This is a genomic window from Novosphingobium sp. BL-S-34 (assembly GCF_056857015.1).
Genome location: NZ_JBXEPV010000003.1, coordinates 656444 through 675919, shown reverse-complemented (window position 1 = coordinate 675919; position 19476 = coordinate 656444). Strand labels below are relative to the sequence as shown.

Sequence of the window (19476 nt, the reverse complement as noted above, 5' to 3'; positions counted from 1 at the left end):
CGGACACCGCGCGGCTGGCACGCTCCTATCGCGGGGGCGTCCTTCCCCAAGAACGAGGTATTTTCCCATGAGCATCGTCGGCACCCGGATGGTCAGCGACGGCAAGACCGCGCGGCAGATCTTCGAGGAAGTCATGGCGAACCCCGCCCGCACGAAGTTCGGCTTCGGCGAGAAACTGGCGATCGTGAACGTCGATTTCCAGAACGCCTATACCCGGATCGACGAGTTCAAGACCGCCTACGAGACCGATCCCCGCCAGATCGAGCATACCAACACGATCTCGGCACTTGCACGCTCCAAGGGCATGCCGGTGATCTGGACCCACGTCGCCTATACCCAGGATGCCAGCGATGCCGGTGTCTGGGGCACACGCACGAACACGCCGGATTCGCTCCAGAACATTAGGTACGACAGCCGTCGCCACGCTTTCGACGAGCGCTGCGAGATCGATGCCGCCGACATGATCTACACCAAGCGCATGCCTTCGGCCTTCTTCGAAACGCCGCTGCAAAGTCTGCTCGTCTGGCACAAGGTAGATACCCTGGTGATTACCGGCGGCTCCACTTCGGGCTGCATCCGCGCTACTGCGGTCGACAGCCTGAGCCGCGGCTACCGCACCATCGTCCCGATTGAGACTTGCGCTGACAAGCACGAGAGCTACCACTTTGCCAATCTCACCGACCTCCAACTCAAATATGCGGACGTGGAGCCCGTGCAGGCCGTGATCGACTGGCTGGAGGCCCGCTGATGCAGGAGGGACAAGCCGACCCCGGGCTCTACGACTTCGCGCCCTATCGCGACCGGACGCCATACTCATGGCCAGGGGAGAAGAAAGTCGCCGTCTGGATCTCGCCCAATCTCGAATATTACGAGATCGATCCGCCCGTGAACCCCCACCGCAAGACCTGGGCAAAGCCGCATCCGGACGTTGTCGGCTATTCCCACCGCGACCATGCCAACCGCGTTGGTCACTGGCGTATGGCCGAAGTCATGACCAAGCACGGCTTTCCCGGCTCAGTCAGTCTCTCGGTGGCGCTGTGTCAGCACCACCCCGAGGTGGTGGCGGACGCCCATGCGCGCGGCTGGGAATTCTTCAGTCACGGCATCTACAACACGCGCTATTCCTACGGCCTGGACGAGGCGCAGGAGCGTGCGATCATCGAGGATTCGATCCGCACCGTGCGCGAGGCCACCGGTCAGACGATCCGCGGATGGCTCGCCCCGGCGCTTACACATACCCCGCGCACGCTGGACCTTATCGCCGAATACGGGCTCGACTATACCTGCGACCTCTATCATGACGACCAGCCCCAGCGCGTGAACACGGCCAGCGGCGACCTGATCTCTATGCCCTACAGCTTGGAGGTCAACGACCACTACGGCTTCTTCATCTACAACATGAGCCCGCGCGAGTACGCGCACACGTTGATCCGCCAGTACGAACGGCTCGCCGCCGAACCTTCGGGCACGGTGATGTGCATCCCCCTGCACTCCTATCTCATCGGCCAGCCACACCGCATCGGTCCTTTCGAGGAAGTCCTGCGCCACATCGCCGCGGACGGCCGCGCCTGGATCACGCGCTCAGGCGACATTGCCGATGCGTGGAGAGCCGTTCAGACCAGGGAGGCGGCCGTATGACCCTCGACCCCAACTATCTCGAATATCCCGCGCGCCGCCTTGGCTACGACCACGATCTCTATCCCTACAGCATGCTGCCCAGCCGCAAGCCGCTGGCATGGCCCGGCGGCAAGAGCGTCGCGACATGGATCGTCGTCAGCCTCGAATGGTTTCCGATCACGCCGAACGACACCCCGTTCCGCGCACCGGGACACATGCAGACGGCCTATCCGGACTACCGCCACTACACCTCACGCGAATACGGAACGCGGGTTGGTTTCTACCGCCTACTCGACGCTTTTGCGAAGACCGGCGTGAAAGTTTCGGTCGCGGCAAACGGCGCGATCGCCGAACGCTATCCCTCGATCATTCGAGACGTAGTGGACGCCGGACACGAGGTCATCGCTCATTCGACCGACATGAACGGGACGATCGCCTCCACGCTGCCAATTGAGGACGAACGCGCCCTCATCCGCGACAGCATCGCCGCGCTTTCCGAAGTCACCGGCACAGCCCCGCGCGGCTGGCTCTCGGTCGCCCGTTCGCAGAGCTTCGCCACGCCCGACCTGCTGGTCGAGGCGGGAATCGAATATTGCTGCGACTGGGCGAACGACGAGGTGCCTTGGGCTTTCGCCAATGGCCTTGTCAATCTACCGCTCAACCACGAACTGTCGGACCGACAAATTCTCAACGTCCAGCAACAGTCGGTCGACAGCTATGCCGAGCAGGTGCTCGACGCCCACGACTGGCTGAGCGCCGAGGCGAGGACCCAGGGCGCTCGCCTGCTCCCGCTGCATCTCACGCCCTATATCATTGGCCTGCCTTACCGCATGGACGCTTTGGAGCGCCTGCTGGCAGACCTCGCCGTACGCCCGGAAACGTGGTTCGCGCGCGGATCGGACATTTTCGACAGCTTCAGGAGCCAGATGTGAAAGCCTATCAACTCGGCGCGCAGGACGGCCTGTCCTCGCTTACCCCGGTAACCCGCCCCGATCCCGTGGCAGGGCCCGGTGAGGCGGTGCTCAAGGTCCGCTACGTCTCGCTCAACAACCGCGACCTGCAAATACTCGAAGGCCGCTACGGCGCAAAGAAGCCGGAAGAGCGTGTGCCGTTCTCCGAAGGGATCGGCGAAGTCGTCGCGCTGGGCGAAGGTGCCGCCGGGATCGCCGTGGGCGACCGCGCGGTCCTTTCGCACTTCATCGCCTGGCACGACGGCCCGTTCGACATGCGCTATTTCGGCTCCGATGTCGGCATTACGCAGGACGGCTGGATGGCCGAATACCTGAAAGTTCCGGCCTCGGCACTGATCCGCGTGCCGGACAGCCTGACCGACGAGCAGGCCGCCCCGCTGGCCGCCGCCACGCTCACGGCGTGGCACGCAGTCGTCGAGATCGGCCAAGCCAAGGCCGGCGACCTCATTGTCGCGCTCGGCACCGGCGGGGTCGCCATGGCAGCGCTCCAGATCGCCAAGGCCAACGGAGCCTTCGTCGCGATCACCTCTTCCAGCGACGAAAAGCTCGAACTGGCGCGCAAGGCGGGCGCGGACTATACCGTGAACTACGCCAAGCATCCCGATTGGGCTGCGGAGCTGGCCAAGCAGACCGGCGGCCGCGGGGCGGACGTGGTCGTCGAGACCGGCGGCCAGCACACCCTGCCTCAGTCGATCAACGCCTGCGCGGTCAATGCCCGGATCGTCGTCATCGGTGCCGGCGCGGGAGACGGCCCCCTGCCCAACTACGGCGCGATCATCGGCAAGAACCTCACCATCAAGGGCATAGCGGCAGGCAGCCGGGGCATGCTCGTGCGGCTGCTGCGAGCGATGGAGGCCAATCCCTTCGCTCCGGTGGTGGACCGGGTATTTGAGTTCGACGAGGCGCTGGGGGCCTGCGAATACCTCAAGTCCGGCAGCCATCTCGGCAAAGTCCTGATCCGGGTTTCCTGAGTCTGCAAGTGATCCCGGAAAGGCGCCGGTCCGCCTAAGCGGCCCGGCGCCTTTCTCAATCGGCGCCGGGGTTCTGCAGGTCCATTCGGATGTTGAAGCGGTCCGAGCGGTAATGCGCGTAAGTACGCAGAAACGGCTTGTCCTCGGCATCATAGACCGTGCGGGTGATGCGTAGAATGGCGGAGAGCGGTTCGACGTGAAGCCGTTCGACACACAGCACGTCGGCCTGCATGGCACCGATGGTCTGCTCGGCATGCTTGGCACGGTGGCCGGCCTCTTCGAGCAGTTTCAAGATCGGCGCACGCACCAGCGAGCTTTCGTTGATGATCGAACCCAGCGCCCCGGGCACATAGCTGACGACATAGCCGATCGGCACACCGTCCAGACAGCGCACGCGGACCGCCCGGACCACTGGGGAGCCCATGTCCAAGTGTAGAGCGCTGGCGACGGTGGCGGTCGCTTCCCGGGTCTCGACCGAAATGACATTGACGGTCGTTCCCTCGCCCAGCGCCAAAAGCGAATCCACCGCCTGATTGATGTTCGCCTCCAGCGGCTTGGCCGGGGACTTGAAGATCACCCGCGTGCCGAGACGGCGCTTGCGCTCGACATAGTGCTGCTCGGCAAGATCGCCCAGCACGCGGCGGGCGGTGATGCGCGACACGCCGTAAAGATCGGAAACCTCCGCCTCGGTGGGCATGGCGCTGCCATAGGGACGCTGGCCGCTGAGAATCTCGTCGCGCAGCATCAGGTAAATTTGGTGATAGAGCGGCACAGCCGCATCGCGATCGAGCACGTCATTCCCCCACGAGGCGATTTCGGGCCGGGCGGCGCCGTTCTTGCTCTTCGGAGCCAACTTCCGCTTAGTCAAGGCGCAGCGGCTTCCCTCCAGAGCGGATAGCGGCCCATTCCCAGCAGCGCTATTCCGCCCACGACGAGGCAACCGACCCCGGCCATCAGCGCGGCATCGTAGCGGCCCATCGTGTCGAACGCCCAGCCATAGACCACCGGTCCAAGCCCGCCCCCGAACGCGATTACGGTATAGAAGCAGCCATAGATCGTCCCGTAGTTGCGGCGGCCGAAATAGCGGGCAATCAGATAGGCCAGCAGGTCGAATTCGAACCCCGCGCCAAGGCCAAGCGCGATGACGGACAGCACGGCATTGGTCGTATCGATTTGCGGATGCGCGAGCATGAAACTGCCGGTTGCCGGTAGCGCCAGGATCGCGAGCGCGCAGCCCGGCGCCCAGAAACGGTCGAGCAGCCAGCCGCCGATCACGCGTCCGGCTATTACTGAAAGGCCAAACCCAGCTGTGATCGCGCCAATCTGCGCCAGCGCGAAATGGCGTGTCTTGAGGATGTTTTCCAGATTAGGCGTCGGCGCAGTCAGCGCGAAGGCGATCAGCAGGAACGCGAAGGCCATACTCCAGAAACGACGTTCGCGCAGAGCTTCTCGCAGCGTCATTCCGACCTCTGTCATGTCGGAGGTGGCGGTCCTGGCGGCGGGGCGGACACCGCGCTCGCGAAACAGCATCGCCACCACCGGCACGCCGATCACGATAGGCAGCGCACCGATCGCCACGAAAGCACCGCGCCAGCCGAAACTGCCGATGAGCCAAGCCGCAAAAGGCTTGACCAGAAAGCCGGTGATGCCGGTTCCGGTGCTCGCGACGCCGATCGCGAGACCGCGATGCTTCTCGAACCAGCCGTTGACCGTATACATCCAGGTCGCCGTCAGCGTGCCCGCTCCGACAACAGACATCAGCACCCACTGGGCGTAATAGACCCAGAGATTGCCGTTACTGAGCGAAAGGCTCATGAACGTCAGCCCGAACAGTACCAGAGAGACCAGTGCCACCGGTCGCGGTCCGTGGCGATCGACCGCAAGACCGGCCAGCGGTCCAGTCGCCATGACCACCAGCGACTGCACGGTGATCGCGCCCATCAACGAGGCGAAACTCCAGCCAAAAGCACCCTGCAGTTCCGGCGCGAACATGCCCGCGGTATAGAAAGGCAGCGGGCTCAGCCCCATTGCCAATCCGATCATTGCTGCAAAGACCACGACCCAACCGGCCGCACTGTCGCGCGCGGGAAGGCTCGCTGAAGCGTTCCCCGCCTGGTCCAAAGGTGCTGCCGCGAAAACCGGGGAAGGGGTTGGCATCGTGTTCGACCTCACTCTTGCTCGCCTGTCGGACGGGGTGTGCCTGGCACTGGACTTCGCGGTGATCCTGACAGAGTATTGGTTATATTCATATAACATATTGACATGCTGCTACCCTGAGCAGCAGCCGAAGGAAGGACGGGCTGCATGACCACCACGACCGCCACGGCTATCGCATGCCGCTACGTCACCGCAGGCGGCCGGCAAATGCATTACCGGGTTTGCGGTGAGGGCCCAGCGGTGGTCCTGCTGCACGATTCTCCCAGATCTTCGCGCCTGCACAGTCCTGCGATGAAAATGCTCGCCAGCCGGTTTCGAGTCTTCGCGCTCGACACGCCAGGCTACGGCAATTCGGACTCGCTGCCGGGCTGCGACCCCACGATCCCCGACTTTGCCGAGGCCCTGGGACATACGCTGGCGGCACTCGGACTGGAACGCGCGCCGCTCTACGCCCCCCACACCGGCGCCAAGATCGCGCTGGCGCTGGCTGCGCGCGGCGGAAAGATGCCACTCCTTGTACTGGACGGCCTCGCAATTCCGCCAGCGCCGGCCCCCGAAAGTTTCATTCAGGCCTATATGCGTCCCTTCCGGCCCGATGCAGATGGAGCCTATCTCGCCTCCGAATGGGTCCACCTCCGCGACATGCTGCGCTGGTTCCCGTGGTTCTCACGCAAGGCAGAAGCCCGCATTGCCATGGACCCGCCGAGCGCCGAATGGCTGGAAGACTACTGTATCGATCTGTTCAGCGCCGGACCGCATTATTCGGACGCCTATGCCGCCGCAATGCGCTGGAGCCCGATGGAAGACCTGTTGGCCGTCAAGGTGCCTACGCTGGTCGCAGCCAAGAGCGACGACGTGCTTTACGGTTCCCTCGAGCAAGTGCCCTTGGCGCACAATCCGATGCTTTCAGTCAAGCGCCTCGGCAGCGACCGGGGCGAATGGCTCGACTGGCTGGTGACCACGCTGGCGAAAGCCGCATGCCTTGAAGCGGGGGATCGACCGTGCCCGGACATTTCAACCGCGCGCGGATATGTCGAGCTGCCGCATGGCCAGCTCCACTGGCGCAAGGGCGGCGCCGCGACTGGCCGACCGCTGCTGGTGCTATCGGCGCCCTCGACGCTCGAAGCGATGGAGTGGGCGCGGGCGCTGGGCGTCGATCGGCCGATACTGGTGCCGGACCTGCCGGGCTTCGGCGACTCCGCCCCCCTTCCGGACCCCAGCGCCGATGCCATGGCAGACAGCCTCGCCGCGCTGATCGAGGGGTCGGATATGGGCCCAATGGACGTGCTCGCCGTGGATCTCGCCGCCCCCATCGGTGCCAGACTGGCCGCACGCCATCCCGCGCGGGTGCGCACGCTGGCGATCCACGGCGCGCCGCCACTGGATCGCGACGACGCCCTTGCCATCGCGATCTGCCCGGACATCGCCTTCGACCCTCAGGCCGGCACGCACCTCCACTGCATCTGGCACATGCTTCGCGACAGCCAGATCCAGTGGCCGTGGTTCGACCGTTCGCAGGCCGCCGCGCGAAAGAACGCCGTTCTCCCCGAACCCGAAGCGATGCAAGCCGCGCTCACCGGCATCCTCAAGCAGCGGCGGTCCTATGGCGACAGCGTTATCGCTGCCCTCGGTGCTACAAGCGCGTTCGATTGGGCCCAAGTCGGCGTGCCCACGCTGTTCTGTCTTGGTGACGACCCGGCACAGCGCGAGGCGCAGAAGATCGCCGAACAGGTGCCGAGCAGCCGCACCGTTGCCCTTCCCCCCAATCGCGCGGAGGCCGCCCCTGTGCTGGCAGCCGCGCTCGCCAGGCCCGTCGCTGCGCCGGTCGGGGTGACCCGGTGAGCGCCGAGGTCGTCTGGCCGCGTCGGTCCTACGCTTGGTCCGTCCTCGCCCTCCTCACTCTGGCCTATGCGCTGGCAATCCTCGACCGGGTGTCGATCGCCTTGCTTATCGAACCACTGCAAGAGTCACTCGCCATCGACGACACCCAGTTCGGGCTACTCCAGGGCATGGCCTTCAGCGTGGTTTACAGCGTTCTGGGCCTGCCGCTCGGCATGCTCAGCGACCGTTCCCGCCGCGTGCCGATCCTGGTCGGCGGACTTGCCTTGTGGAGCCTGGCGACGATCGGCTGTTCGCTCGCCACCACCTTCCACGAACTCTTCGCGGCCCGCATGATGGTAGGCGTTGGCGAGGCCGCGCTGGTACCGGTAGCGACATCGCTGATCGCTGACTACTTTGCCCCCGGCGTGCGTCCCAAGGCTTACGGCCTGTTCGTGACCGGCAGTTCGCTCGGCACGGCGGCAGCGATGGCGCTGGGCGGGATGTTCCTCGACTGGGCAGACGAACTGATCGCCGGGATGCCGGCATTTTTTGGTAACATGCAGCCATGGCAGGTCGTGTTCGTACTTTGCGGCACACCAGGCTTGATACTGGCAATGGTCCTCCTGGTGAGCACCCGCGAACCACTGCGGCAGGGCGGGGCCCGCATCACCGAACCGCTCAGCCTGCGCCCGATCCTGCGCCTGTTTGCCGAGCGCCCCGGCGCCTTTGCGCTGTTCATGCTCGGGTCTGTGCTCAACCTCGTTTGCGTCTACGCCATCGTCGGCTGGTTCCCAGCATTGTTCATCCGCGTCCACGGCTGGGGAGCGGCGGAAACGGGCAAGATCCTTGGCACTTACGGATTGCCGGTGTCGATCTTCGCGGCGGTGAACAGCGGCTGGGTGATCGCCTGGCTGGCTCGGCGGGGCCACAGGGACGCCCCGATCCTCTGCGCCATGGGCTGTGCCGCCTCCATGGCCGTGTTTGGCACGCTCGCCTGCCTGGCGCCCAGCGGCAGCCTTGCGTTGACTGGATATCTTCTCAACGCGCTTTTCCTCAACTGGAACACCTCGGCAGTCTATTCCGGTTTCGCGCAGATCACCCCTAACACCCTGCGCGCGCAAGTCATGGCGCTACAGACGATCGCCTCCGGCCTCGTCGCGCTGACAGCGGGCAACTTCATTGTAGGCTTCCTGTCCGACACCATTTTCACCGAAAAAACCGGCATCGCCTGGTCGCTTGGCAGTGTGTTCTTCGTCTGTGGTCTCGGCGCGTTCCTGATCTTGATGGCGGCGCGGCGCAGCTTCCGTGAAGCCGCCGCTGATCTCGCCGTATCGGAGCCTGCCCTATGACCTCCAACCTCGCACCGCTGCTGGCATCACTCCGAAGCGTCCTGGGTAACGAGGGTCTGCTCACCGATAGGGAAAACCTGCGCCTCCATGGCTCGGACCTGCTTTGCGAAGGCGCAGACTGCGCGATCGTGGTGCGCCCGCACACGGTAGAGGCATTGGCGGAGGCGGTTGGCCTTATCGGACAGGCCGGAATCGCGATGGCCCCGCGCGGCGGTGGTCTGACTTATGTGCGCGGCTATACGCCCGCTAGCCGCCGCTTCGCTGCGATCGACCTTTCCCGGCTTAACCGCGTTCTCTCGGTGAGCGAAGAGGACATGATCGTGACCGTCGAGGCCGGGACGACATGGAAGCAGATCCACGAAGCTCTGGCGCCGCTCGGCCTGCGCCTTCCGTTTTTCGGCACCTTCTCGGGAAGCCGCGCCACGGTGGGCGGTGGCTTGTCCAACGGCGCGCTGTTCCTAGGCACGGCACGCCATGTCTCGGCGGCCGAGGCAGTCGTCGGCATGGAAATCGTGCTGGCAGACGGATCTATTCTCCACACGGGCCAGCAGTCGGTGGCGCGGGCGCCGCTTCCTTTCCTGCGCACTTTCGGCCCAGACACGACGGGCCTTTTCGTACACGATGCCGGCGCGCTCGGGATCAAGGCCCGCGTGAGCTTGCGGCTAATCCGCGCACCGCGCCATAAGGACTACCTTTCTTTCGGTTTTAGGAGTCAGGCAGACGGCATCGCCGCACTTTGCGAAATCGCACGCGGTGACCTGGCCGAGGACGCCTACCTGATGGACCCGGACAAGACGCGCATTGCCCTCTCCGGGCCTGCCGACCTCGCCCGCGATGCCCGGGTCCTCGGCAAAGTCGTCCGGCAGGAGCGCGGATTGGTCGAGGGCCTGAAAGCAGGCGCGAAACTGGCGATGGCCGGGCGGACATTCATCGATGCCGGATGCCATTCGCTGCACCTCGTCCTCGCCGGACGCAGCCACGCGGCGGTCAAGGCGGACACTGCCGCCGCGCGTGATATCGCCACGCGGTTCGGGGGCCGCGAACTGAACGATTCCATCCCCCGCGCTGGCAGGGCCGACCTGTTCGCGCCCGTCGCGGGAATGATACTCGGCCCCGAGGCTGATCGCTGGATCGCCCTCAATGCCAAAGTCCCGCACAGCGAGGCGATGCGCCTGACCCAAGCGGTCGAGAGCCTGCTCGCGCGCCACAAGCTCGCTTTCGACGCCCATGGCATCACCGTATCGCGCCTTTTGACAGTCATGGGAACTCATGCCTTCAGCTACGAACCAGTCCTCAACTGGCGCGATGCCTGGCTGCCGCTGCACCGCGACGTGCTCGGTTCCTCCCCTCGGCTGACCGAGCCTCCCGCCGCGCCGGACGCGCGTGCGGTGGTCATGGAAGTGCGCGCCGAACTGATCGCGCTGTTCGCCGATCTCGGCGCAGCGTCAAATCAGATCGGGCGGACCTATCCCTATGCCTCGGTTCTGCGTCCGGAGGCGCGTGGACTGCTAGAAGCGCTCAAGCGCGCGGTCGATCCGCAGGGCCTGATGAATCCGGGCGCCTTGGAGCTGGGCTGAGCCGGAGAAGCCTCCCCAGCCCGCCCCGGTCAACCGCCTCAGCGGCTTAGTTCGACCAGCTCGTACCAGGTCTGCATGTAGCCCCCGACGCCGCCCTGCACGAAGATCGCGTCCTCGTCTGCCGTCACCCACAGCTCGTAAGGCGGGTGTGCATGACCATCGACGGAGATCATGCCGCCGGCATCGTCGGTAAACTGGTACTTGTAGCAATCGAACGTCCCCGCCGCGACGGTAACGGTTTCCTCGCCCACATAGCCAAGATCAATGTTCGATTCTGCGATCAGCGGCGGCGTAGCGCCGCGGTGGTCAGGCGAAGGTAGGAAGCAGCGGAAATTGCGCTTATGCAAGCCGAGCGAGCGGTCCATCTTCTTGGTGATATAGGCGTCGCCCGAGATCGGATGCGTGCCGAAGCCATCGAAGTCGCCGCCGAGGGGCATCGTCTGCGAGATACGCCCGATCGAAGGGCCGTAGCTTTCACACTCCACGCTATCCTTGCCGATGATAAAGAGGCCGGCTCCCATGAACCTATCGCCGATCGTAAGACGCACGAAGCAGTCCATCGGCCGGTCGTTCTCGTCGAGACTGTAGACGACGTCGCGGTGGACGCTCGGAGCGGGCTCGTCGATTTCGCAGCGGGCGCGCAAGGAGCGCTTGCCGTCGGTATGATGCGTGAAGGTGAACCATTCGCGTCCGCGTTCCTGGCCTTCACGGCCGGGCTTGCGGGAGGTGTAGAGGATCTTTCCGCTGATCGTGCGATGCTGTTGCATGGTTTCTCCGTAAGCTCAAAGCGGGGTGGCAATGCCGAGGAAACAGGCGATCAGCACCAGTCCCCAGATGGTGAGGACGCTGATGCGCGCACGGCCGTTGACCTGCGCGATCACGCGGTCAGTTTCCGGCGTCGGGCCGCTTTCGCGCATCTGGATGATTGCCGGAAACAGGGGGACTAGCTGGCGGCGCACGACAAGGCCGAGCGTAATGCAGGCGCCAAGCGCCAACATCTTGAGGATGATGAACAAGGGAAGCGCGATCTGGCCGGCGAGGCCCAGAATGACGGTGGCCGCCAGCCCCGCCAAGACGAAATAACGCACGAGAATATCGAAGCGCTTGAACGCCTGCCCTTGCGGTCCGTGCTTCAGATGCACGGCCCAGGCAAGCGCCAGCCACGCCAGACCCAGCAACCCGGCCACGATCCCCCAGCTTACCGGCAGGTCCAGCCACCCTTTGGCGATCGCGAGGCCGAAGCCGGTCGGAAAGGCCAGGATCAGCGTCGTGCGAGGGGCCATGTCGATGTTGTTCAGGATGGTCAGCGCCATCATCCGCTCCGGAACCGAGCGTTTCGGATCGACCATGAAGCGCGACCCGTAAAAGGCACCGAGGTCCCCGCCCAACCAGTAAACCGGGATCAGGATATGAAGAAGCGTAAGGAGCGAAAGACCAATATCCATGGCTCAGGTATGTCCTGCGAAGAAGGCGGCCATCGCATCGTGGCGCGCGGCGCGGAATCCGGGATCGTCGAAGCGCGGCAGTTCCAGAAAGCGCCCTCCCGCCGGCAGCGGAGCCAGGCCCACGCTGACTTCGTAGAGCGGATCGTTGACTGCCGCCGTCACCAGCACCGGGCAGCGCAAAAGGGGCAGACGTTTGTCGGCGGGCCACTTAAAGGCGGCGCGGTAGTTGAGGTGATAGGTAGTGCTCGCCTTCATCACTTCGGTGACCCAGGCGTGCAGATCCTCAGCGCTGCCCAGCCCACCATCGCGGCGCCCCCCGCGGGTGCGGCGATACCAGGGGAAAAATAGGTACTGGTCGCGGCAGAACTGGAACAACCGAGCAAGGTAGGCTCCGTCCAGATCCGGCTCGAAGGGGAAGGCATATGTCGCCAGCACTTCCTCCAGCTCCGGCCCCTCCATCAGGCTTACGCCGTCAAGCACGAGGTGGCTGACGCGCTCGGGGGCCAGAATCGCCAATTCGGCGGCGATGGCAGCCCCAGTGTGCGAACCGTAGAGGCGCACCTGGTCGAGGCCCATGGCATCGAGATATTCCAACGTGGCAAAGGCAAGCGCGGTAATCTCGGGTTCCTCGGCCGAGACTGCATCGCTGTCGCCATTGCCAGGCGTATCGGGTGCGAAGACCATGGCCTCGCCGGCGAAGTCCTCGATCAGTCGCACTTGCTGACGCGAACTGCCGGGCGACGCATGAAGGATCAGCAGAGGCTGCCCCCTGTCCCCGGCGCTGCGGTAGTGGGTCTGGCCATGGGAAAGATCGGCAAAACCGCGGCGGATGCGGACTTGAGTAGCCATCGTCAAAGCGCTCCGCCTTCGATCACTTCTAACAAAGCCCCCTCGGGTGTCAGCAACACGCCTGTGCGCCGCCCCCCGTAGAGCGGCCCCTCGCGCACCGTCGGCGGCGAGGCCCAGCGCGCTTCGAGGCGCGCGAAGTCGGGATGAAGCATTGTCGTGATCGCCACGCCCGGCGGCAAGGCACCGGGATGGCGCGGCCGTTCGCTCGCACCTTCAGGATACTGGTCGAGTTCGAGGAACACCTGCCCGGCGCCCTTGGCCGTGACAAGTTCGGTCTTCGCATCCTCGTCGAGACCGAAGCTGAGGGTGATCATCGAATAGCGGATTGCGACCGGATCGATAACCGGCAGGCCCAGCACCTCCTCCACCCACTGCGCCGATTTGCGCAAGTCGGGACAAGCCAGGACCATGATGAAGGGCCGATCGACCAGCGAGCGCGGCTGCGGCAGGCCGGTATCCGGCCCTGGCTGAAGTATCTCGGTGAGGTAGACCGTCTCGAGATCGGCGCCGCGCACCTGCATCGGCTTGACCGTGGCGAAGCCGTCGAGCGCCTTGGGCGGACCGATCACCTCGAACGGGCTTTCGATCATCTTCGCATTCACGGCTTCGACATCGGAAACGCAGAGTTCTATCGCCGCCCAGCCGTAACTGCGGATCGGTGCATAGCCCGGCACCGGTTCGCCCTCGACGAAGCGCAGGAAAACAGCCTCTCCTGACGCCGGCTGAAGCACCGCGTAGGCCCTGCCGGCGCTCGCCGGAGCCTGCCAAGCAGCGGCAAGGTCTTCAGGGACCACGCCCTCATCCACCAGGCGGTAGCTCATCCAGGTTTCGTACCGTTCGATCGCCGCCGAAATGTCCGCGACGACATGGGTGGCACACTTGAGTAAGGTCATCTCGGCTCCCTGCCCGCCTGTCGGTTTATTTGATATAATAATATGTCATATTGCAAGAGAGAAAGGTGCACCTTTGCCCGGCTGGCTGACTGTCCAGCGGCAAGGATATCCGTACCGCGGAGAGACCGGCTTCAGCCGATCACGCCGCTGCTGTGCAGTACCGCCATCGCATCCGGTGCTGCCGGCAAGCAGGCTACTGCATCTGCCAGCGCCGCATGGCGATCTTCCAGCCCGGCGAACGCCAAGCATCCGCGCATCTTGTCCAGATGCTCCACGTCGCTGAGCGGCCACTGGGGCGAGCCGAACTGCGCTGTCACATTCTCGACTAACTGCCGCCCGTCGGTCGTGCGGGCCACGGCATGCGCGGGTACGAAAGCGGCAAGATCGGGATTGTCGTCCGCCACCACGCTAATGCGCGCCGCGAGCGCGAGCACCGCCGGATTATCCAGGGTTTCGCGCTGGAAATCGGCAAGCGAAACCGTTCCCCGCAGCAACGTCACGCTTGCCAGGAACGGCAGGCAAAGCCGCGCATAGCCAGGCTCCATGCCCGACTTCGCGGGTCGCCCAACCAGTCGGTGGATCAATGGCGGGGCATGATATTCCAGGCTTTCCACGACTTCGGCAGCAAGGCCCTGATGCGCCATCAGGCGCTGAACGGCGACGATGCCGCCGTGTCCCGCCCGGCCGGTGGGAAACGGCTTCCAGCTGACTTCGGTGATCCGGTGTCCCTGCCCCAGCCGAGCGAGCGCAGCCACCAGTTCCGCGCGCTTTTCCATCAACGCGAAATAGCCGAACGGCCCATCGAGCGGATGCGCCACGCCCGGCATCCCGCCGCGCGCCAGGTCGATGGCCACCAGGCTGTTCCTCGCCGCATTGGCGACCTGCACAGGTAGTGCTGGCTTCCCCTCCAAATGCGCCTGCATCGTCCCCGAGGCGAAAGCCATCGCATGGCCGAAAGCATCGAGCGTCGTCTCGCGCGGCATCGCCCGCAGGGCGGCGATTGCCGCCACGCAGCCAAAGATTCCGGCCGTCGCCGGGCGGAAGAATTGGAGCGCGTCCGGCGCGGCGATACCCAGCGTCACGGCCACGTCCACGCCCGCAACAAGCGCCGCCAGAAACTGCGCGCCGCTGACCGGGTCGCCGCGCTCGGCCTCGGCCAGCAGGGCCGCCAGCACCGTCGCCAGCGGATGAAGCACGGCGGGCTCGTGCACGCAGTCGTATTCCTGCCCATGGATCTGAAAGGCGTTGACGAATGCGGCCGAAGGCGCCGGAAGCCTGCTGCCCGGACGACCGAGCACGCCTGCTACGGAACCATCACCCCATCCCTTCGCCATTGCCAGGACCGCATCGGCGTGGGCGGCGTTCCGCCCGGCGACCCCGACCGCAAGACTATCGTGCAGGAACGCCGACGTCATGCACCGCACGTCATGCGAAAACCACTCCCAACGCAGCGCAAGCGCATGGTCGATCAGCACATGCGCAGGGTTTTCCGCTTCGGCCGCGCTCATTTCAGTGCGGCTCCTCGCCGCCAGAGACATTCATGCTTTCACCGGTAATATAAGCCGCCTCGTCGGAGCACAGGAAGGCGACCGCGCCGGCCGTATCCTGTGGCAGGCCCGGCCGTCCCATCGGAATGCGCGCTGCCATGCGCCGCAAGTACTCCTCCACCGAGACGCCCTGGAGTTCGGCGAAGTGCTCGTTCTGCCACTTGCCAAGCCCCGTGGTGACGTGGTTGGGGCAGACGTTGTTGACGGTAATGCCTTCCGGCCCCAGTTCGATCGAGGCCGACCGCACCAGTCCGACGAGTCCGTGCTTGGACGCCGTATAGGCCTGGGCATGCGGAAACCCGGACTTTGCCGCCTGGCTGGCGATGTTGACGATCCGCCCGCCGCGCCGCTGCCGGATCATACGCTCGGCAGCGGCTTGAAGGCCGAACCAAGCGCCGGTCAGGTTGACGTCGATCACGGCGCGCCAATCTTCCGCAGACACATCGCCTAGCGGCTTCATGATATAGCCGATGCCGGCGTTATTCACCCAGATGTCGAGCGATCCATGCCTCTCGACCGCATGGTCGGCAAGCGCCGCGACTTGGACCGGATCGCGCACATCGCAGGCAAATGTTGAGGCATGAGTCGGCAGGGACGCCGCCACCTGCTGCATCTCGGACGAACTGCCGATCATCGCACCGGGCGTCGCGGCATCGCGCGAGCCTCCGATGTCGGAAATCACGACCTTCGCGCCTTCTTCCGACAGTCGCCGTGCAATCGCCTCGCCCAGCCCGCCCGCACGGCCCGAGCCAGTAACGACCGCAACTTTACCCGCGAACCTCATGCCGTGATTTCCTCGGTAGTCAGAAACGTCACTTCGACCATGCCTTGGAACGCGGCCGCCACTTCCTGCATCGCGGCGGTCGCGACATCGGTGCCGAACCTGTCCATGTCCTTCACGTCGAGCACCTCTATGTAGCCGAACGGCGGCGGCGCATCGCTGCCCAGCATGCCGGTCGTGCGAAACACGCGGAAGCTCTCGATCGAAGGCAGCGCATTGACGGTGGGCAGGTCCGACTCTCGGGCCCAGGCCTCATAGTCTGCCACCGAAACGCCCGCCTTCAGATTGAACAGCGCGAAAATCAGCATTCGTCTTCCCTTCCTTGTCGCCTGCCGGTCATCGCCTGCAAGCATGCTTGCTTCTGGCGCACGGTCAATATATTATATTTCTATAACAAATGAGGTAGGCCGTGAAGACGTCTCAGAAGCCCCATTCAGCCGCGCCCTCCAATGGCAATCCTAGCGTCGGCTACGATGGCCCGCCGGACTATCGGGTGATTGGCCGCCACGCGGTTTTCCCCGAAACCAGCCATGATGAGATCGAACGGATCAACTTCCTGGCGCAAATGAACCGGCACCTCGCCGCGCGCGTGGTTCCAGGCGTCAAGGCGGCCTACGACAACCGTGTGGTGCCCAGCTTCGAGGCGGGGAATGACCGCCCGCTCGCTAATCGGCACGAGGCGCGTAAGGCCATGCTCGAAGACCCGGCGTTCCAGACCTGGTCGGCGCTACGCCGCATGACGATGGAGCAACGCCAGCAGGCCGGGCGCTGGACGGCTCTTCGCCAGAGCGAGCGGCTTGCCCGGATCGCCGCCGATCTCACCGAGGGTGACGCGCGGCTGAGCCTCGACCCGGCCGTCGCCATCCCGCGCTATGTCTCGGCGGTCGACCACCATTGCATGCCAGGCAGCTACCATACCGAATACTTCCCAGGAGACGTCACCAACGGCGCCAACTACGACCACGCCGGATTCGTCACCACCAGCGGCCTGCTCGGCAAGTATTCGGATGGCGGTGGCCATGCCGTGGTAAAATGGGTCCAGCGTAACCTGCCGGACTTCAAGCCTCGCAAGATTCTCGAAATCGGCGGCACCGTGGGACATTCCAGCCTGCCCCTGGCGCAGGCCTTCCCCAATGCCGAACTGACCATCGCGGACCTGGGTGCACCGGTGCTGCGCTACGGCCTCGCCCGCGCCAAGTCGCTCGGCGTCGGGAACGTGCGCTTCGTGCAGGCCAGCGGCGAAGATCTGTCGCTTTTCGAGGACCAGAGCTTCGATTGGATACAGACGACGATGTTCCTGCACGAGCTGTCGACCAAGGCCCTGCGCAACATCTTTGCCGAAACGCATCGCTTGCTGCGCCCTGGCGGGGTGGTTCTTCACGTCGAGCAGCCGCAGTACGCCCCTGAAATGCCGCTGTTTGAGCAGGCGATGCGCGACTGGGACGCCTTCTACAACAACGAGCCGTTCTGGAGCCGCATGCACGAGATGGACCTCGACGCAGAAATGCTCGCCGCCGGCTTCGCGCCTGACAGTCTGATCCACGGCGGCGTGTTCGGTGTCGTTGACCGCGAGTTGTTCCCCGATGCAGCCGAGGACGAAACCGAAGATTACGGCCGCAAGGCGGCCTGGCACGTGATTGGAGCCGTGGCATGAGCTTTACAGATGCCCTGAACCATGCCGGCGCCAAGCCCGCTGGTAAGCGCCCCTATTTCCTGGAACCGCAAGTCGAGCGCGTCCTCGCGATCACCATGGCGGTGGCGCAGGAACTGGCGGTCACCCGCCAGCGGGCCGATACGCTGGAACGCCTGCTGCTCGAAAAGGGCGTACTGTCCAAGGGTGAGATCGACGCCTTCGCACCGAGCCCTGACGCTTCGGCGGAACGACAGATGTGGAACCAGGAATACATCGCCCGCATCCTGCGCATCGTGCAGCAGGAGAACGAGGCCGCCATGCAGGCACAGGATGTAGCCTCCGGCGATGTCGGGGACGAACTGGCAGGCGAAGGATGAGCGAAGCTTTCGAATTCAGCATTCCGGTGCTTGTGGTGGGCGGCGGCGCCTGCGGCTGCATCGCCGCGCTTTCCGCCCGCGAGGCCGGAGCCCAAGTCCTGCTGATCGAGCAGGACGAGCGACCGATGGGCTCGACCGGCATGTCGCAGGGGCTGATCTGCGCCGCCGGGACCAGGTCTCAGGCCGAGAACGATATTACCGACGATGCCGAAGCGTATTACGCGGACATCATTGCCAAAACGCGGGGGCAGACCGACCCGGCCCTGGCGCGTGCGATCTCGGAAAATGCCGGACCAACGGTAGACTGGATGGTGGACAGCCTCCACATGCCTTGGCAGCTCGATACCGGCTTCCGCCCCGCATATGGCAACAGCACCTACCGCGTTCATGGGTGGCGCGGGCATTCGGGGCAGGACATGGTGGACCTGCTGCACCGGCGGCTCGACGATGCCGGGGTGGACGTCATGCTGGGTACCCGGCTTTCCGAAGTCCATGCCGATGAAGTTGGTCGAATCCTGGGGGTTTCTCTCGCCCGGCCGGACGGCACCGTAGAGCGCGTCGGCTGTGACGCGCTGGTGCTTGCATGCGGCGGATTCGCGGCCAACCATGCCATGGTCGCGCGCCACATGCCCGACATGGCCCATGCCCGGAATAATGGCCATGAAGGCAGTCAGGGAACGGCCGTGCGCATCGGCAAGCAGCTGGGCGCAGCGTTTGGCGACATGGGGGCCTACCAGGGCTACGCCATGCTCACCCACCCTCAGGGCATCCCGGTGCCGCCGTGCGTTCCGGTCGAAGGCGGCGTGCTCGTCAACACGGCCGGCGAGCGCTTCGTCAATGAGACGGCGGACATCGCCGGCATGGTCCATCCGGTGTTGGCGCAGGCGGGAGATCACGTTTGGGTGGTGTTCGACGCGCGGATCGAGGCCGCCGCCGACTATATTCCCGAGATGCAGCAGTTGCAGGCCCTCAATGCTCTGAAGCAAGCTGATTCCACTGCCGAACTGGCCGATGCCATAGGCGTTCCGTCCGTCACGCTCGAAGCCACACTGAAAGCAGCACGAACGGCGCAAAGCGAGCGCAAAGCGGACGTGTTCAAGCGCCTGTGGGGCGACGACCTGCCTCCGGCTCCGCCTTACCGCGCGCTCAAGGTGGTGGGGGCAATCTTCCATACACAGGGCGGACTCCAGATCGACGGCGATGCCCGGGTGCTGCGCAAAGACGGTACCCTGCTCCCCAACCTCTTTGCTGGCGGCGGCGCCGCGCGCTCAGTATCGGGCCCTGCTTATTGGGGCTACCTGCCTGCGATGGGCCTCGCCACAGCAGTGACGTTCGGGCGGCTTGCAGGCCTCGGCGCGGCGCGGGTTGCGCAGGCCGCCACCGAAACAAAAGTGTCCGCCAAGTGATCACGCATGTCCGACAGGCGAGCAAGGCCGACCCGTCCGGACAATTGACCTAACAACAAGCCATATCACGGCTTCCAGTGTC

Annotated in this window: 19 protein-coding genes; 10 read left to right on the top strand and 9 right to left on the bottom strand. The window is 64.7% G+C overall.

Annotation, left to right across the window (positions count from 1 at the left end):
* Positions 1 to 67 precede the first annotated feature (67 nt).
* Genes AC1VV3_RS25825 through AC1VV3_RS25810 form a run of 4 tightly spaced genes read left to right on the top strand, consistent with a single transcriptional unit; the run spans position 68 to position 3559 of the window.
* Positions 68 to 748 (top strand): isochorismatase family protein, encoded by a 681-nt coding sequence (locus tag AC1VV3_RS25825; protein ID WP_465128424.1) that lies wholly within the window; start codon positions 68 to 70, stop codon positions 746 to 748.
* Positions 748 to 1638: a polysaccharide deacetylase family protein gene (locus AC1VV3_RS25820; protein WP_482963286.1), complete on the top strand. Its 891-nt coding sequence runs from the start codon at positions 748 to 750 to the stop codon at positions 1636 to 1638. The genes AC1VV3_RS25825 and AC1VV3_RS25820 overlap by 1 nt, the downstream gene beginning before the upstream one ends.
* A complete protein-coding gene (locus AC1VV3_RS25815) occupies positions 1635 to 2549 on the top strand; it encodes a polysaccharide deacetylase family protein (RefSeq protein WP_465128426.1) in 915 nt (304 codons plus the stop codon). The genes AC1VV3_RS25820 and AC1VV3_RS25815 overlap by 4 nt, the downstream gene beginning before the upstream one ends.
* Positions 2546 to 3559, top strand: coding sequence for a zinc-dependent alcohol dehydrogenase family protein (locus AC1VV3_RS25810; RefSeq protein WP_465128427.1), 1014 nt, complete (start codon positions 2546 to 2548; stop codon positions 3557 to 3559). Before AC1VV3_RS25815 ends, AC1VV3_RS25810 begins: the two co-directional genes overlap by 4 nt.
* Before the next feature lie 55 nt (positions 3560 to 3614).
* Here the strand turns inward: AC1VV3_RS25810 and AC1VV3_RS25805 are convergent, their stop codons facing one another.
* Complete coding sequence (locus tag AC1VV3_RS25805) at positions 3615 to 4412, bottom strand: GntR family transcriptional regulator (RefSeq protein WP_482963285.1); 798 nt, start codon at positions 4410 to 4412, stop codon at positions 3615 to 3617.
* 11 nt (positions 4413 to 4423) lie between these two features.
* The gene (locus tag AC1VV3_RS25800) at positions 4424 to 5587 is read right to left on the bottom strand and encodes an MFS transporter (RefSeq protein WP_482963673.1); all 1164 of its coding nucleotides are present in this window, start codon (positions 5585 to 5587) and stop codon (positions 4424 to 4426) included.
* A gap of 276 nt (positions 5588 to 5863) precedes the next feature.
* Here AC1VV3_RS25800 and AC1VV3_RS25795 point away from each other — a divergent pair, with 276 nt between their 5' ends.
* From AC1VV3_RS25795 to AC1VV3_RS25785, 3 genes are read left to right on the top strand one after another with little or no spacing between them, the layout of a single operon-like run.
* Positions 5864 to 7558, top strand: coding sequence for an alpha/beta fold hydrolase (locus AC1VV3_RS25795; RefSeq protein WP_482963284.1), 1695 nt, complete (start codon positions 5864 to 5866; stop codon positions 7556 to 7558).
* Positions 7555 to 8886 (top strand): MFS transporter, encoded by a 1332-nt coding sequence (locus tag AC1VV3_RS25790; RefSeq protein WP_482963283.1) that lies wholly within the window; start codon positions 7555 to 7557, stop codon positions 8884 to 8886. Before AC1VV3_RS25795 ends, AC1VV3_RS25790 begins: the two co-directional genes overlap by 4 nt.
* Positions 8883 to 10463, top strand: coding sequence for an FAD-binding oxidoreductase (locus AC1VV3_RS25785; protein ID WP_482963282.1), 1581 nt, complete (start codon positions 8883 to 8885; stop codon positions 10461 to 10463). Before AC1VV3_RS25790 ends, AC1VV3_RS25785 begins: the two co-directional genes overlap by 4 nt.
* A 38-nt stretch (positions 10464 to 10501) precedes the next feature.
* Here AC1VV3_RS25785 and AC1VV3_RS25780 read toward each other — a convergent pair whose 3' ends face one another.
* The 7 genes from AC1VV3_RS25780 to AC1VV3_RS25750 form a co-directional block, all read right to left on the bottom strand.
* Positions 10502 to 11230, bottom strand: coding sequence for a DUF3108 domain-containing protein (locus AC1VV3_RS25780; RefSeq protein ID WP_465128433.1), 729 nt, complete (start codon positions 11228 to 11230; stop codon positions 10502 to 10504).
* 15 nt (positions 11231 to 11245) lie between these two features.
* A complete protein-coding gene (locus tag AC1VV3_RS25775; protein WP_482963281.1) occupies positions 11246 to 11908 on the bottom strand; it encodes a hypothetical protein in 663 nt (220 codons plus the stop codon).
* Between the two features lie 3 nt (positions 11909 to 11911).
* Positions 11912 to 12757, bottom strand: a complete 846-nt coding sequence (locus tag AC1VV3_RS25770; RefSeq protein WP_482963280.1) for an alpha/beta fold hydrolase — start codon at positions 12755 to 12757, stop codon at positions 11912 to 11914.
* A gap of 2 nt (positions 12758 to 12759) precedes the next feature.
* Positions 12760 to 13650, bottom strand: coding sequence for a VOC family protein (locus AC1VV3_RS25765; protein ID WP_465128436.1), 891 nt, complete (start codon positions 13648 to 13650; stop codon positions 12760 to 12762).
* Between the two features lie 131 nt (positions 13651 to 13781).
* Positions 13782 to 15125, bottom strand: coding sequence for an MmgE/PrpD family protein (locus AC1VV3_RS25760; protein WP_482963279.1), 1344 nt, complete (start codon positions 15123 to 15125; stop codon positions 13782 to 13784).
* Positions 15126 to 15159: 34 nt separating this feature from the next.
* Positions 15160 to 15981 carry an SDR family NAD(P)-dependent oxidoreductase gene (locus AC1VV3_RS25755; protein ID WP_482963278.1) on the bottom strand — a complete coding sequence of 274 codons (822 nt, stop codon included), beginning with the start codon at positions 15979 to 15981 and terminating at the stop codon, positions 15160 to 15162.
* Entirely contained in the window at positions 15978 to 16286 is a 309-nt protein-coding gene (locus tag AC1VV3_RS25750; RefSeq protein WP_482963277.1) for an REDY-like protein HapK, read from the bottom strand. Before AC1VV3_RS25750 ends, AC1VV3_RS25755 begins: the two co-directional genes overlap by 4 nt.
* A gap of 101 nt (positions 16287 to 16387) precedes the next feature.
* Here AC1VV3_RS25750 and AC1VV3_RS25745 point away from each other — a divergent pair, with 101 nt between their 5' ends.
* Genes AC1VV3_RS25745 through AC1VV3_RS25735 form a run of 3 tightly spaced genes read left to right on the top strand, consistent with a single transcriptional unit; the run spans position 16388 to position 19394 of the window.
* Positions 16388 to 17632, top strand: a complete 1245-nt coding sequence (locus AC1VV3_RS25745) for a class I SAM-dependent methyltransferase (protein WP_465128440.1) — start codon at positions 16388 to 16390, stop codon at positions 17630 to 17632.
* Positions 17629 to 17988 (top strand): hypothetical protein, encoded by a 360-nt coding sequence (locus AC1VV3_RS25740; RefSeq protein ID WP_465128441.1) that lies wholly within the window; start codon positions 17629 to 17631, stop codon positions 17986 to 17988. Before AC1VV3_RS25745 ends, AC1VV3_RS25740 begins: the two co-directional genes overlap by 4 nt.
* On the top strand, positions 17985 to 19394 hold the full coding sequence (locus AC1VV3_RS25735; RefSeq protein ID WP_482963276.1) for an FAD-dependent oxidoreductase: 1410 nt from the start codon (positions 17985 to 17987) through the stop codon (positions 19392 to 19394). Before AC1VV3_RS25740 ends, AC1VV3_RS25735 begins: the two co-directional genes overlap by 4 nt.
* Positions 19395 to 19476: the final 82 nt, after the last annotated feature.